Genomic DNA, 14,176 nt, shown 5'->3' with positions numbered 1-14,176 from the left:
CCTACCTATAGGGACTGACATTAAATAAGAGACCCCTCATGCACCCGCCAGAGCCCATCTACCCTTGCTACCTTCCGGTCCTGGGGGAGTTCAACAGGATGACGCCACATGAGGGGCCGTCAGATACTTTACCCGAACTTTCGGCGTGGCCCGAATCGGCTCCGATGGGGCAGGGGTGGGCACCGCCGTGGTCTTATCGGTGCCCGTTCACCGGCCAGCTCATGAACGCCGGCTCCTCGTAGGGGTGGGCCCGCCGCAATCCCTGCACGACGGCGTCGAGCACGTCATCCTCCACGATGCACTCGACCCGGGTCTCGGAAACTGCTTCCGGCGCGCCCACGATGCCGATGTAGGGCCGGGCTCCGGGCAAAGGGGTAAAGCGTCCCGTACCGGGCGATGTGAAGGAGCAGTGCGAATAATCGCCCAGCCGGCCGGCGCCGGCGTCTCCGATGGCGGTGAGCACCGCCTCGGCATGGGAATCGGAAACGTAAATCACGAGTGCATGCAGCTGGGACATGGCTCCATTTTCGGCCGATTGGGAGATGCCGGAAAGTTCAGGTATTCTAGTATCTGCTTTTGGTTCAAGAGCAGCTGGAGAATTCGCCTAGCGGCCTATGGCGCACGCCTGGAACGCGTGTTGGGTTAACGCCCTCGGGGGTTCAAATCCCCCATTCTCCGCCAATGGAAAGCCCGGTCCTGAAGTCAGGACCGGGTTTTTCTGCTTCCAGCCCCGGATACGAGGGAGAGCTACGTCACGCCCAGCCTCCGGAGCCGCTCGCGGGCGGCTAGCTGGCTGGGGCTGGCCGGACCCAATGCGAGGCGTACGACGGCGAGGGTCGCCCGGGCGGCCGACCTCACCGGCAGCGGCAGGGGACCGATCCGGGCGGTCCGCAGTCCGAGCAGCCGGCGGTAGTCGGGGTCCAAGCTCAGGACGGCGGCCGCGAACAGCACTCGGTAACCCGGTTTCAGCAGGGGATGTAGGGGCGGATTCCTGATGAACGCGACTGTTTCGGCGACCCGTTCATCATGGCGGAGAGTGCCTGCGGCAGACCATTCCGCGAGCTCCCGGACGAGGGCGGACTTGCTCTCCGGCGGGGACTCCACTCCCATGAGCCTGCCCGCCTGCGCCCACTCACGCACGTAGGCATCCGGGCCGCCCGGAATGGGGCCGTCCCACAGCTCATGAGTGCGGAGAAACGAGTCGGTGAATGTGATGTGCACCCAGCGGAGCAGCTCAGGATCGTTGGCGGAGTACTTCTGGACGGTGCCGTCGCCATCGACATACTTGCCGTTAACGGATTCGTGCAGCCGGGCCACTCTGGCGGTCGCCGCCCGGGCGTCAGCAGTGGACCCGTACGTGAGGGCGTGGATCCAGGCAGTGGTGCGGGCCAGTCGGCCCAACGTATCCTCACGGAAATTTGAATGGTCGTGCACCCCGGCGAGGACTGCGGGGTGAAGTGTCTGCATCAACAGGGACCGAATGCCGCCGACGATGGTCGGCACCCCGCCATGGACGGCCCAGACCGCGGACCCGGGGAGGAAATACCCTGGGTCGTCGCCCCGGGCAAACTTCCGGGACCAGTCCGGCAGCGCATCCGGGCTGCCGGTGAGCGTGCGCTTCAGTTCCGCCTGCCACTCCCTCAGGAAAGTCCGCATATTTCATTCTCGCGCGCCGAGGCGGGTCGGTTAAGTGGAGGAGTCGCCTCATTTTCCGTCTGTGCCCCGGGCACGCCCGAAGAGCCGGGTATCCAAATAGCCCGCGGCCAGTACCAAGGCAGCACTCGTTAAAAAGCCTATGGACCCGTACCGGCTGACCCCCCAGTTTTAGGGGTTTCGCCGCTCTTGAGCCTGTGGCCACAATGGAGGACACGCTCGTCGAGATAGGAGTTTGACGGGTACTGATCCAGGAGAATTCAGTGGCAAATCACGGGGGACACAAGCACGCACCGAGGGTGATCGGCCCGGGCCGGATCGCCCTGCGGAGCCTGTCCGCGGCAGTGGTTGTTGGCTTCTCCGTCTTCGCCTTCGGATTCCAGGGGCCGGCCACTTCCCTCCAGCAGCCCGTGGGTGCTGCCGTCCCAATTGCAGCTCCCTCGGGAGTCGTCGGGCCGGAGCTCCTCGATCCCGACACCACACCGCCCGGGTACCCGGCCAGCGGGTCCGGCCTCGCTGCGCCGGTGAAGGCCCCCACCGGACACACCGTGTCCAACTCCAAAGTCAAGGCAATCAAGACAGGCGCCGCCAAATCTCCGGGCGTGGCCTCCACCGCGCTGAAGCGGCCCGGAGCCGGCTTCCTCATGGCGCCCTTGGAAGACCTCACGCCAACTTCCCCGTTCGGCCTGCGGCACAGCCCGATCACCGGCGAATCAGGCGAATTCCACTGGGGCCAGGACTACGCAGCCGCCTGCGGCACCCGCGTTTACGCAGCCGATGGCGGCGTGGTCCGGGCCGCCGGATGGCACCCCTGGGGCGGGGGCAACAGGGTGGAGATCGACCACGGCAATGGCCTGATCACCACGTACAACCACCTGCAGGGCATCGCCGTCGAAAAGGGCGACCAGGTTCGGGTCGGCGAGATCATCGCGGAGGTGGGCACCACCGGATCCTCCACCGGCTGCCACCTGCACTTCGAGGTCATCAAGAACGGACAGCACGAGGATCCCCTCAAGTGGACCCTGCTGCCCATCCGGCAGACCGACCAACTGACACCCGCTGTGTTTACCAGCTTCGCAGGGGGCGCTGCCAGCACGTACGGGTGGGCGATCCCCAACATCCCGGGCAACAGCGGGCCGGGCAACACCGACGACGGCCTGACACCGGTGACTGCGGCTGCGATGGCCTACCCTCGGGCCGGCCGGGCAACTGCTGCGCGACCCACCTTGGTCGCCAGTTCATCGTTCTCCGGGTCCGCTTCCTCCAGCCAAGCGGAAACCTCGACCGTCACGACAAGTCCCCAACCGACGCCGCCGAAGCTGACGCCTCCCGCGACAGCCAAGCCCAAGCCGGCCCCGACTCCTACTCCGACCCCGAAGCCTACTCCGACGCCGAAACCGGCTCCCGCGCCCACTCCCGCGCCGCCCACTGCGACACCTGTGCCGCCGGCTGACCCACCCACTGTGCCGGTGGTTCCGGCCGTGCCCGAGCCACCGGCACAGACCGAGCCCGCGCCGCCGCCCACCGAGTCGGCGCCGCCGGCTGACCCGCTGCCCACCGAGCCGGTAGTTCCGACCGAGCCCGCGCCACCGGCACCCGCCGAACCGGCCGTGCCCGCCCCACCGAACACGAGTTCCGGGCCTGGCCCAACGGAAGCTGCACCTGTTGAGCCCGCACCGGTGGTGCCGGAGCCTGTCCCCGCGCCGGCGGTCCCGGCAGCGCCGGCCCCCGTAGTGCCGGCGGTCCCGGCAGCGCCGGCCCCCGTAGTGCCGGCGGTCCCGGCAGCGCCGGCCCCGGTAGTGCCGGCGGTCCCGGCAGCGCCGGCCCCGGTAGTGCCGGCCCCGGCGCCAGTTCCCTCTTCGGCACCGGCAACCGCCACATTGCCAGGTGCTGCGCCAGTCGAGGATGCTGCCGTGGCAGAAGCGAAGGCGGCAGCAGAATCTGTACCGACCGCGGAGCCCGCGGCGGCGCCGTAAGCGGTAGAGGGCGGCCGCTGTCGGGCTGTTCGCTTACCGGATGAATCCAACTGGTCAGGAGGTCAGGGAATGCAACGGAAGCCAAAGCCGTTGTCATTGATGACAGCCATGCACCCGGCGAGAGAGCACGATGTGACTTCCCTCCAAACGATTCCGCCGGCACCCGACGGAACCCGCCCGGGTTTCGGATGCCCTGCGGGGGATGCCCTGCTGGCAGCGGATGCATCCTCCGAGCCCGGCTGTACGGGCTCTCCCTGGTCTGCTGGGCGCTTTGTCCGCGCGCGGCAGTGCGCCGGAGTCCTCCTTTCACGCTGCCCGAGGCGCGGTAAGCCGGGTACGTTCCGGAAGAGCATTCCGCCTGGAACAGCCGGCGGACTTCTGTCTCCGTGTCTATCTCTGCAAATCAAACAGTGCGCGGCAAACTAACGAAGTGGCCATCGGGGGGTGCCCACGCAAGGAAACGAAAGCGAGGAAGGTAGCCCGAAAGCGGCGGCGGTGTTGTAATTTTTCAACATGCCAACTCCCGTTTCCCCATAGTTCGTTTTTTATCTGGTTGGATGGAACGTACTGGAAGGGACACAGGAGGCGCCCCGCTTCCTAACTACCGCGAAGGCAGCAATGGAGCTCATCGAGGCCGAGCATCCCCGGCCACGCCATTTTCTACTCCACCTGAGTGACACCCATCTGTTGGGAGGTCCGGACCCCCTATACGGCGCAATTGACAGCGAAGCCCGCCTGATCCAGCTCTTCGACGAGGTTCAGGCATCCGGCGCGCGCCCGGAAGCTGTGATTTTCACCGGCGACCTGGCGGACAAGGGTGACCCCGAGGCCTACGCCAAGCTCCGCGCGGTCGTGGAGCCCGCGTGCCGGGATCTCGGCGCCCAGGTCATCTGGGCCATGGGCAATCACGACAACCGCGCCAACTTCCGTGCCGGCCTGTTCAACCAGCACGGCAACGACGATCCCGTCGACCACAGCTACTACGTCAACGGGCTGCGGGTCATCACCATGGACACGTCCGTGCCTGGCTACCACCACGGCGAACTCAGTGACAACCAGCTGGACTGGCTCGCCGGGCAGCTGGAGACCCCCGCGCCGGACGGCACGATCCTGGCCCTGCACCATCCGCCGGTTCCGTCGGTGCTGGACCTGTCTGTGCTCGTGGAGCTCCGCGACCAGGCGTCCCTGGCAGCCGTGGTCCGGAACTCGGATGTCCGCAGCATCCTTGCCGGCCACCTGCATTACTCCACGACGGCGAGCTTCGCCGGCATCCCGGTCTCCGTGGCCTCAGCCACGTGCTACACCCAGGACCTGAATGTTCCGGTGGGCGGCACCCGCGGCCGCGACGGCGGCCAGGCCTTCAACCTGGTGCACGTTTATGAGCACACGGTGGTGCATTCCGTGGTGCCGCTGGGCGCCACTCCCACGGTGGGCGAGTATGTCAGCCCCGAGGAGACGGAACGCCGCCTGGCGGCAGCCGGAATCCGCATCCCCGAAGGGGCCAAACGTCCCGTCCTCACGCGGAAGTAGCAGCGAAGGTCTGCTCCAACAGATGAGCCCCCGCCGGATCTGAGTGGTCAGTTCCAGCGGGGGCTTCCTGCGGCACAGTTCTTGCATTTCCCCGTGGTTACTTTTCCCAGGGCGCCTTGATGGGGTAGTACCTCTCCAGGAACTCTGTGACAAGGTCCGCCCGTTCGTCGGCCGGCACCTCCGGAAAGCTTCCGTCGTTGAGGCAAAAGAAGTCCATGTTGCGCTTGGTCAGCAGCTTGGGCAGGTACGTCAGGCCGGACCGCAGCGTGGTGTCCACGTACCGCACCTTGGCCGCCGTCTGGGTCACAGCCCGGCCGGTCAACAGCGCGTAGTAGTGGTAGAAGGAATTCGTCACGGAAATATTGTCTGCGGCCCGGAATGTGCTGGCGGCGGTGTTCGCGAACTCGGCCGGGAACTCTTGCTCCATCTGGGCTACGACGCTCCGGCGCAGCGGCGCCGCCGAGTGCTCCAGGTGGCGGGTGGTGATCCGGCCGAAGCGGTTCCAGAGCAGCTTCCGGTTGACCCGGGCAGCGTTTTCGAAGCCGCTGCGTTCGGCGTCGTTTTCGCCGAGGCCGATGCGGGTCTCGGCCTCGATGAACTTGGTGATCCCGCCCGGAGTGAAGAACATGTCCGGGCCCACCGGCCGCCCGAAGAACATATCGTCGTTGGAGTAGAGGAAGTGCTCGGAGAGGCCCTCGATGTGGTGCAGCTGGCACTCCACGGCCTGCGAGTTGTGGGTGGGCAGCACCGACGGGTCAGCGAAGAACGCCTCGCTCCGGACGATGGTCACCGACGGGTGGTCGTTCAGCCATTCCGGCGCGGGGGAGTCCGTGGCGATGAAGATGCGGCGGACCCACGGTGCAAACATGTACACCGAGCGGAGCGCGTATTTGAGCTCATTGATCTGCCGGTAGCGCGCCTCGTGGTCGTCGCCCTCACCCAAAACAGCCCCCGCCATCCGGGCCCGCCGGGCGGCGATGTATTCCGGCGAGGTGCCGTCCACCCAGGAGAAGACCATGTCGATGTCAAAGCTGATGTCGCTCGCGTGGTCAGCGAACATGTTCTCGATGGTGGGCCAGGTGTGGCCGTAACGCTCAACCGTTCCGCGGACGGCTTCGTGGGCCATCATGGTGCGGCGGGTGAGCGAGTTCTCGATCGGCAGGATCACTTCGTTGCCCAGGAAGCTCCAGAGTTCCACCTGGACGCCGGCGGATGCACCAAATTCGAAGCCGCCCTCGGGCTCCACCCGCGGGCGGTACAGCCGGAAGATGCGTGCCTGGCGGTTGACGGAGAGCTCGCCGTCGGCGACCAGGACGGATGTTTTCTTCTTCGCGTCCACGGTCATGGAGTAGAACGGTTCGTGCCGGCATGCGTCAACGAGGGCGGACCGCAGCTTCTTCCGGTCCTTCCAGTCAAGGGCGATCACGGGACGGTCGTTGTTGCCCCTGACCAGCAGATAATCCAGCCCGGCCCCGTCCAGCACATTCCGAAGGAAGAGCAGGTCCTCAACCATGGCCTGGTAAGGCGTCCGGGTGTCGTTGATCAGCGCATACCGGCCTGATCGGCGGACGACGTCGGGGCGGTGTTTGAGGCGCGCCACAGCCGCCGGCGACGTTGCTTCCGCGAGTGCGGGTACGTCGTCCTCGGCTGCCTGACCGCCGTAATAGATGTCGTCCTGAACCGTTACGTCCGTGATGGCGTTTCTCCCATGCTGCTAGGGGTGGTGAAGTCTTACTTGCATGATAGTCCTGCCGGGAAACATGCCGGGCAGGCGGCCAAGGCCTGCCCGCGGGCCCTGGCCCGGCCCGCTGGGCCGCGGCAGCGGGCCTAGCCGAGGAGCGCCTGCCGCCAACTGGACAGGAACGCCGCCCCGGCGTCGTCGTGAATGACCGTTTCCTGCAGGCCCAGGTCGGCGGCGGTGAGGACGTCGTAGGGCTTGGCCGGGATGCCGTCCGCAGGTCTGACGTCGACGTGCTTCACGGCGTGGTCGTTGTGGTGCAGCCAGTCGGCCATGGCGTAATCCGTGCGGGAATCGCCGACCGTCCGCCACGCCTGCGGCATGATGCCCTGGGCCGCAAGCAGCTCCACAGCGCGGCTCGCGCCGAGGTCCTTGCCCAGCCGCACCGATTCAATGTCCGTGGAAATGATGGTGGGGTCCACGCGGTAGTCGATCTCGTCGTCGGAGTTGGGTGCATGGTGGTCCAGCCGCACGACCCCCAGTCCGTGGCGCTCCATCAGCTGCATCGCCTCGGCATCAAACAGCTTCTGCTCGGCGAGGTATTCACTGCTGGGCACGTCAATGTGCTGCTCCACCGACACCATGGCGCGCTTGGTTTCGTCGAAGAACATGTGGGCAGAGTAGTCCTCAGCCACCATGCGACGGACATCGTCGCCGTAGGCTGCCGGCACGGCAAGCTCGTGGTCCACGTGGATGGGTCCGGGGCCGGCCGCGGTGTAGCTGAACCAAACCGCGCCTTTTTCGCAGATGGCGTGGATCAGCGTTCCGCCCGGCATTCCGGCGGCGATCATGGGCTCCATGACCTGCTCGCGGATGAAGGCGTCCGAGCGCCCGGTGTTGAAGATGACCGGTACTCCGGCGTTTGCGAGAGCCACCAAATCAGCAATGATTTCCGGTTTCACATCCCTGGTCACCGGGCTGGCAACCGGGCCGTCAACGTCCAGGAGCAGGGCCAGGGCGGGTGCTGACGGCGTGTGGGCGCCGAACCCCGGGGCAGCATTCGCGGTAGGTGCAGTCATGGTTCCATTCTGTCAGCCGCCACCGGGCAATCCGCCCGGGCCGAGGCAGGCGGCCAGCATGTGACAGATAGTTACTGTTTGGCTACAACCTCCCGCGGCGCGCTGAACCCACATTCCCTTGAACCGGCCAGTTGCTTAAGCTGGCAGAGTGATATTCAAAGCTGTGGGCGAGGGACGCCCTTACCCCGACCATGGTTTCAGTACCCCCAAAGACTGGGCGGCTCTTCCGCCCCGTCCCGTGCGGCTGGATGAACTTGTGACCACCAAGCGGACCCTGGATCTTGAAGCGCTCCTTGCCGAGGACTCCACTTTCTTTGGGGACCTGTTTCCCCACGTGGTGCAGTACCAGGGCACCCTCTATCTGGAGGACGGCCTGCACCGGGCGGTAAGGACTGCACTCCACCAGCGCACCGCGATACATGCAAGGGTGCTTGTGATCGATGGCTAGAAAACCCAGAGACGTGACCGTCCTTCACGGTCACCGCGTAATTAGTGGCCCCGAGCTCAGGGCCACGTTCGTCGAGGACGACGAGAACGCGGAAAACCCCGGCCGCCTTCGCCGCCGGATCCTGCACGGTGTGGTGCTCGTGCTGCTGCTTGGCCTCATTGTCGCAGGGATCATGGGGGCAATGGGTGTGATGAGCGGGCAGATCAAGTTTCCGTCCGCTATCCAGGCCCAGGAGAACTCCTCCGTCTGCCCGGCCACGACCTTCGACTACACGCCGCCCGCCAAGGTGAAGGTGAACGTACTCAACGCCACGAGCCGCAACGGCCTGGCCAAGGCGGCAGCCAATGAGTTCAAGGCCAGGAAGTTTGTTCTCGGCAACGTGGCCAACACGGAAACCGGCTACCGCGGCGTGGCGGCCATCGTCTCAGGTGCCGCCGGACAAGCGGCGGCCTTTACCGTCCAGCGGAATCTGCCTGGCTCGGACTACTTCCAGGACGGCCGCAAGGACGCCAGCGTGGACGTGATCCTGACTGGCGACTACCGCGGCCTGGTCAAGCCGCAGCTTGTTGACCAGACGCCGGGCCAGCTCAGCTGCCCGCGGGAGACTCGTCGCGTTGCCGACGAGTCTCAGTGGCCAGTCATGCCCACCCAGGGCGCCAAGCCCTGAGCCTTTGCAGCCTGAGCCTTTTGCAGCCTGAGCCTTTGCAGCCCGAGCCTTGGCTGGCTGTTCCCTAGCCGGCCGCAGCGGCAGGCGGCTGCAGGCGCAAGGGGCGGCCGCCGTCGTCGAACCTTGCCCCGGCGCCCAACTGGATGAAGCGGACGGTCCGCGAGATCCGTTCCTCCAGGTCCGCGGAGGCGTCGCCGCGGGCGGCGCTGGAGGAGAGCGTGCCGTGGATCAGCTGCGCCTGCTGGAGGGGGTCTGCCACCGGGAAGTAGGCCTGGTCCATGCCGTCGCGAAGAATGTCCTGCAGCATGTCGCTGAGCCCGCCGACGTGGTCGGCCAGCTTGGCGAACGACGCCGGCGAGAGGACGGCGCCCATGGCCGGACCCGGCGGCAGATGCCGGCGGCTGAGATCCTCCACCTGGGCCCGCACGTACAGGGCCAGCCGGTCCACCGGATTGTCCAGCCGGGCGAGCGACTCCCGCAGCCCAGTCATGAACCGTTCCGTCTCCACGAGTGCGTAGGCAATCAGGAGCTCTTCGATGTCGGCGTAGTAGTTGTACACAGCCGTACGGCCGATCCCTGCGTGCCGGGCAACGTCCGTCATAGTCAGTCCGGGCAGCCCGTGCGAGAAGAGAAGCTCACCGAAGGCGTTCAGGATGCGGCGCTGGGTCTCGGCGCGCTGCGCGGCGTTGCTGGGAGCCGAAATCCGGGGCATAGGGGCACTTTACCGCGATCTGTCACCAAACCGTTCCGAGTTTTTGTACAGATAATGGGCGCTAAACGCCCTTCAGGGGACGATATCTGTACAAAAACTCGAAGAACCTAGCTGCCCAAGGCTCAGACGGGGCAGCCGTCCGGGCCGCATGCCTCGGCGTTGTCCCCGTTGGCTTTGTCGCCCACCATCACCAGCGGGTGCGACTCTTGCCAGGCCTGTTCGAGGGCCACGGTGAAGCTGGCCGCGGGCTGGGCTCCGGACAGACCGTACTTGCGGTCGATCACGAAGAACGGCACGCCGCTGATGCCCAAGGCGCGGGCTTCGGCGAAGTCGCGGCGGACGTCGTCGGCGTACTTGTCGGTACTGAACAGCTCGGCAACGTCGTCGGCGTCGAGCCCAAGATCCGCGCCAACCGACGCGAGGTAGTCGGGGCTGCCGATGTCCTTGCCGTGCTCGAAGTGGTCGCTGAGCAGCCGCTCCTTGGCCACGTCCTGCTTGCCCTTCGCGGCGGCCAGGTGGATGAGCCGGTGGGCCGTGAAGCTGTTGGCAACGACGACGGCGTCGAACCGGTAGTTGAGGCCCTCGCCTTTGGCCTGGGCTGCTACATGGTCAAACATCTGCGTGACCTGGTCGGGGGCCATGCCCTTGCGCTTGCTGAGGTAGTCCAGTTCCGTGCCGTCATAGTGCTCGGGCACGCTGGGGTCCAGCTGGTAGCTGCGCCACTGCACCTCCACCTGGTCGCGGTGCGGAAACTCGGCGAGGGCGGCTTCGAATCGGCGCTTGCCGATGTAGCACCAGGGGCAGGCAATGTCTGACCAGATCTCAATCTTCATGCCTGCGACAACTCCCGGTCTTTCCCCTGCATTCCTGCGCGGACAGTTGCTTTGGTCACTCGGTCCTGGGGCGGCTGCTGCGCCCGGACTCGCACAGCCCTTGTTTGACGGCAGGACCGGCCATATTGTTTGGACTAACTCCCGGCGGTCAGCCGTACATTCATGGGAGGCAAAGTGCGCATCGGACTGATATCGGCACCGTGGATTCCCGTTCCGCCGCCCGGCTACGGCGGCACCGAACGGGTGGTGGACAGCCTTGCGCGAGGGTTCGCCAAGGCCGGGCATGACGTCCTGCTGGCGGCACCCTCCGACAGCACCTGCCCCGTTCGGCTCGCCCCACGGATGCGCCCCTCGGAACCGGCGGACCTGGGGCTCGCACTGTCGGAGCTGAGCCACATCATCAGGGCCTACGATGGCATGGCAGGGGTGGACATCATCCACGACCATACGTTGAGCGGACCGCTGTATGCCCACCGGCCGGCCGGAGTCCCTGTGGTCACCACCATCCACATCCGCCTGGCTCCGCAGGCCGTGGACCTGTACACCGCCATCGGAAAGACCACAGGCATCATCGCCATCTCCCGTGACCAGGTGAGCCGTTCGCCGGAGGTCCCGGTGACAAAGGTGATCCACCACGGCATGGATGTGGCATCCGTTCCGGTGGGCCAGGGGAACGGCGGTTACCTGTGCTTCGTCGGACGGCTGTCCCCGGACAAGGGCATCCTCGAAGCAATCCAGATCGCAGATGCCTCGGGAATCCCCCTGCGCATCAGCGCCCGGATCCAGGGATCCGACGAGCAGGGCTATTTCGACGACGTCGTCAAGCCGGCGCTGGGCCCCGGCATGGAATTCATGGGGCCGCTGTCCGACGCCGAGAAATACGAACTGATGGGTGGTGCGCTCGCGTTCCTGAACCCGATCCAGTGGCCCGAACCGTTCGGGCTCGTGATGATCGAGGCACTGGCCACCGGAACGCCCGTTGTGGGGACCCCTTTCGGTGCTGCTCCGGAAATCGTTGACCACGGCGTCACGGGATACCTGGGCAGCACCGACCAGCTCGCTGGATTCGCCGCCCAGGCCGCGGGCCTCAGCCGGGAAGCCTGCCGCGCCGCCGTCGAGCAGCGCTTCAGCTCGGCCCGCATGGTGGCCGACCATCTGGCGCTCTACGAACAGATCCTCGGCGGACAGCCCGGGGCTGTCACTGCAGCGACGACGGTGCGTCGGCGTCGTACTTGAGGCCGATCTGGCGACGGATCTCGTCCATCGCGGCCATGACAGCCACGCTCCCGCTCGGGGGAAGAACAGTGCCTGCGGTGAGGCCTTCGCTGACGAGGCGTTCCATTTCGGCAGCCTGGAACTGCATCCCCCGGCTGGTCACCGGCTGATCGAACTTCTCCAGGACGTTCCCCGCATTGTCGAACCACGTGAAGGGCGTCGGGTTGTACCAGGTGGACTCAATGTCGATCCAACCCTCTGTCCCGATAACCACTGCCCGGTTGTTTGAGGCGATGTCCAAGGCGCAGTCCAGGAGCGCCTGCTGTCCGTCCGCGTACTCGAAGATTGCTGCCGTTTGCCGGTCCACGCCCGTGGCCGTCATGGAAGCGCTGGCCCGGATGGTGTCCGGCATGCCAAGGACGTCGATGGCGAACGAGACAGGGTAGACGCCGAGGTCCAGCAGGGCCCCGCCGCCCAGGGCAGGATCGTTGAGCCGGTGCGCGGGATCCTTGGGAAGGTTCTGGTTGTGGCTGGCCGTGACCTTCCGGATCTGCCCGAGTGAGCCCTCAGCGATGATCTCGCGGAGCCGGATCATGTGGGGGAGGAAGCGGCTCCACATGGCCTCCAGTGCCACGAGCCCCTTGGCCTCAGCCAGCGCAAAGATTTCCTGCGCTTCCCGGGCGTTGATGGTGAACGGCTTCTCCACCAGCACGTGCTTTCCGGCGTTCAGGGCGAGCAGCGCGTGCGCGTGGTGGTACGTGTGCGGTGAGGCGACGTAAACGACGTCGACGTCCGGGTCCGCAACCAGTGCTTCGTAACTTGCATGTGCGGCGGGAATGGCAAACTTTTCACTGAACGCGTTACTCGATTCCGCGTTGCGGGAACCGACGGCCTGCACCTTGAAGCCGTTCTCGGCCAGGTCCTGTGTTTGCAGTCCCGCGATGAATCCCGTGCCGAGGATGCCCCAGCGGATTTGCCCGTCGGAGGTGCCGGTGTGTTGTTTGGTCACGTACTTACTCCTTTGAAGTGTCGGTGGTGGCGAGCGGGTAGGCGACGTACGCGAACCGGGCGGAATCGGGCGACCAGCTATTAACGTTCAGTGTTCCCTGCCCGCCGAAGAAGGGCCAGGTGTGCAGCGGCGTGGCCCAGTCATCCGTGGAGACAAGCACGACGTCGACAGGCAGGTCCGAGGGGTGGCCTTGCGTGCCGCCGGGGAACCGGATGTAGCTGGCCAGCCGGCCGTCGGGAGAGAGATGGGGGAACCAGTCCACGGAATCGCTCCATGGCGTCGTTGCCGTGCGCTGGTCCGTGGAGTTTTTGTACAGATATCGGCCCCAAAAGGCACTTTTGCTCGCGATATCTGTACAAAAACTCCAAAGGGCGTCAGTCTTTGCTGCTGAAGGCGGCGTCGAAGCTGGTCTGTGATGCGGGGAAGTCGAATTTCTTGAGGTTGGCGAGGGCTTCGGGGGCGCCGTGGAGGCGGTCCATGCCGGCGTCTTCCCATTCGATGCTGATGGGTCCGGTGTAGCCGATCGCGGTGAGGGCACGGAAGGATGCTTCCCAGGGGACGTCGCCGCGTCCGGCGGAGACGAAGTCCCAGCCGCGGCGCGGGTCGCCCCAGGGCAGGTGGGAGCCGAGGACGGTGTTCCGGCCGGTGGGGCGGAGCTTGGTGTCTTTGCAGTCGACGTGGTAGATCCGGTCCTTGAAGTCCCAGATGAAGGAGACGGGGTCGATGCCCTGCCACATGAAGTGGGACGGGTCCCAGTTGAGCCCGAACGCGGGGCGGTGTCCGATCGCTTCGAGGGTCCGGACGGTGGTCCAGTAGTCGTAGGCGATCTCACTGGGGTGGACCTCGTGGGCGAAGCGGACCCCGCATTCGTCGAAGACGTCCAGGATGGGGTTCCAGCGGTCCGCGAAGTCCTGGTAGCCGGCGTCGATGACTTTCTCCGGGACGGGCGGGAACATGGCGACGTACTGCCAGATGGAGGAGCCGGTGAACCCGACGACGGTGTCCACACCCAAAGCGCGCGCGAGCCGGGCGGTGTGTTTCATTTCCTCGGCGGCGCGCTGGCGGACGCCTTCGGGGTCGCCGTCGCCCCAGACTTTGGATCCGACGATGGCTTCGTGGCGGAAGTCGATGGGGTCATCGCACACGGCCTGGCCCTTGAGGTGGTTGGAGATGGCCCAGACCTTCAGGTTGTACTTTTCCAGGACTGCGAGTTTGGATTCGACGTAGCCGGGTTCGTCCCAGCGCCAGGCGTCCAGGTGGTCCCCGGAGACGGCGATTTCCAGGCCGTCGTAGCCCCAGCCTGAGGCGAGCCTGGCGACTTCCTCGAAGGGGAGGTCGGCCCACTGGCCGGTGAACAGGGTGTACGGGCGGGGCAT

General features: G+C 65.9%; 14 protein-coding genes, 1 tRNA gene and 1 other RNA gene. 6 read left to right on the top strand and 10 right to left on the bottom strand.

Going from position 1 to position 14,176, the window contains the following annotated elements:
• Positions 1 to 24: 24 nt before the first annotated feature.
• Positions 25 to 121: signal recognition particle sRNA small type (gene ffs / locus CXZ05_RS11745), an RNA gene on the bottom strand.
• Positions 122 to 193: 72 nt separating this feature from the next.
• Positions 194 to 517 (bottom strand): hypothetical protein, encoded by a 324-nt coding sequence (locus CXZ05_RS11740; RefSeq protein WP_102972769.1) that lies wholly within the window; start codon positions 515 to 517, stop codon positions 194 to 196.
• Between the two features lie 76 nt (positions 518 to 593).
• Between CXZ05_RS11740 and CXZ05_RS11735 the strand changes: the two genes are divergently transcribed.
• Positions 594 to 681: transfer RNA gene (locus CXZ05_RS11735), tRNA-Ser, on the top strand.
• A 66-nt stretch (positions 682 to 747) separates the two neighbouring features.
• On the opposite strand, the gene CXZ05_RS11730 is transcribed toward CXZ05_RS11735, so the two are convergent.
• The gene (locus tag CXZ05_RS11730) at positions 748 to 1,656 is read right to left on the bottom strand and encodes an oxygenase MpaB family protein (RefSeq protein ID WP_102972768.1); all 909 of its coding nucleotides are present in this window, start codon (positions 1,654 to 1,656) and stop codon (positions 748 to 750) included.
• A gap of 260 nt (positions 1,657 to 1,916) precedes the next feature.
• Between CXZ05_RS11730 and CXZ05_RS23595 the strand changes: the two genes are divergently transcribed.
• Together CXZ05_RS23595 and CXZ05_RS11720 are read left to right on the top strand one after the other, a co-directional pair.
• Complete coding sequence (locus CXZ05_RS23595; RefSeq protein ID WP_308411002.1) at positions 1,917 to 3,629, top strand: M23 family metallopeptidase; 1,713 nt, start codon at positions 1,917 to 1,919, stop codon at positions 3,627 to 3,629.
• 618 nt (positions 3,630 to 4,247) lie between these two features.
• Entirely contained in the window at positions 4,248 to 5,159 is a 912-nt protein-coding gene (locus tag CXZ05_RS11720; protein WP_102972767.1) for a phosphodiesterase, read from the top strand.
• Between the two features lie 97 nt (positions 5,160 to 5,256).
• Here CXZ05_RS11720 and CXZ05_RS11715 read toward each other — a convergent pair whose 3' ends face one another.
• Positions 5,257 to 6,828, bottom strand: a complete 1,572-nt coding sequence (locus CXZ05_RS11715; RefSeq protein ID WP_258006554.1) for a stealth family protein — start codon at positions 6,826 to 6,828, stop codon at positions 5,257 to 5,259.
• A 158-nt stretch (positions 6,829 to 6,986) separates the two neighbouring features.
• Positions 6,987 to 7,916, bottom strand: coding sequence for a hypothetical protein (locus tag CXZ05_RS11710; protein ID WP_102972766.1), 930 nt, complete (start codon positions 7,914 to 7,916; stop codon positions 6,987 to 6,989).
• A gap of 148 nt (positions 7,917 to 8,064) precedes the next feature.
• On the opposite strand from CXZ05_RS11710, the gene CXZ05_RS11705 reads away from it, so the two are divergent.
• Positions 8,065 to 8,364 (top strand): type II toxin-antitoxin system VapB family antitoxin, encoded by a 300-nt coding sequence (locus CXZ05_RS11705; RefSeq protein ID WP_043417724.1) that lies wholly within the window; start codon positions 8,065 to 8,067, stop codon positions 8,362 to 8,364.
• Positions 8,357 to 9,031: a LytR C-terminal domain-containing protein gene (locus CXZ05_RS11700; protein ID WP_102972765.1), complete on the top strand. Its 675-nt coding sequence runs from the start codon at positions 8,357 to 8,359 to the stop codon at positions 9,029 to 9,031. The genes CXZ05_RS11705 and CXZ05_RS11700 overlap by 8 nt, the downstream gene beginning before the upstream one ends.
• Positions 9,032 to 9,095: 64 nt before the next feature.
• Here the strand turns inward: CXZ05_RS11700 and CXZ05_RS11695 are convergent, their stop codons facing one another.
• Entirely contained in the window at positions 9,096 to 9,743 is a 648-nt protein-coding gene (locus tag CXZ05_RS11695; protein WP_102972764.1) for a TetR/AcrR family transcriptional regulator, read from the bottom strand.
• Positions 9,744 to 9,865: 122 nt separating this feature from the next.
• Positions 9,866 to 10,576: a DsbA family protein gene (locus tag CXZ05_RS11690; protein ID WP_102972763.1), complete on the bottom strand. Its 711-nt coding sequence runs from the start codon at positions 10,574 to 10,576 to the stop codon at positions 9,866 to 9,868.
• 174 nt (positions 10,577 to 10,750) lie between these two features.
• On the opposite strand from CXZ05_RS11690, the gene CXZ05_RS11685 reads away from it, so the two are divergent.
• A complete protein-coding gene (locus CXZ05_RS11685; protein ID WP_102972813.1) occupies positions 10,751 to 11,812 on the top strand; it encodes a glycosyltransferase family 4 protein in 1,062 nt (353 codons plus the stop codon).
• Here CXZ05_RS11685 and CXZ05_RS11680 read toward each other — a convergent pair.
• The 3 genes from CXZ05_RS11680 to CXZ05_RS11670 all read right to left on the bottom strand — a co-directional run bounded on the left by CXZ05_RS11680 (position 11,775) and on the right by CXZ05_RS11670 (position 14,176).
• Positions 11,775 to 12,800 carry a Gfo/Idh/MocA family protein gene (locus tag CXZ05_RS11680; protein WP_102972762.1) on the bottom strand — a complete coding sequence of 342 codons (1,026 nt, stop codon included), beginning with the start codon at positions 12,798 to 12,800 and terminating at the stop codon, positions 11,775 to 11,777. The two genes, CXZ05_RS11685 and CXZ05_RS11680, sit on opposite strands and share 38 nt — an antisense overlap.
• 4 nt (positions 12,801 to 12,804) lie before the next feature.
• On the bottom strand, positions 12,805 to 13,062 hold the full coding sequence (locus CXZ05_RS11675; RefSeq protein ID WP_258006549.1) for a hypothetical protein: 258 nt from the start codon (positions 13,060 to 13,062) through the stop codon (positions 12,805 to 12,807).
• Positions 13,063 to 13,174: 112 nt separating this feature from the next.
• Positions 13,175 to 14,176 carry a sugar phosphate isomerase/epimerase gene (locus CXZ05_RS11670; RefSeq protein ID WP_102972761.1) on the bottom strand — a complete coding sequence of 334 codons (1,002 nt, stop codon included), beginning with the start codon at positions 14,174 to 14,176 and terminating at the stop codon, positions 13,175 to 13,177.

The organism is Arthrobacter sp. AFG20, from assembly GCF_002892795.1.
In the GTDB taxonomy this organism is placed as follows: Bacteria; Actinomycetota; Actinomycetes; order Actinomycetales; family Micrococcaceae; genus Arthrobacter.
Note: the sequence above shows the minus strand (reverse complement) of the source record. Positions and strands in the feature narration are given on the sequence as shown.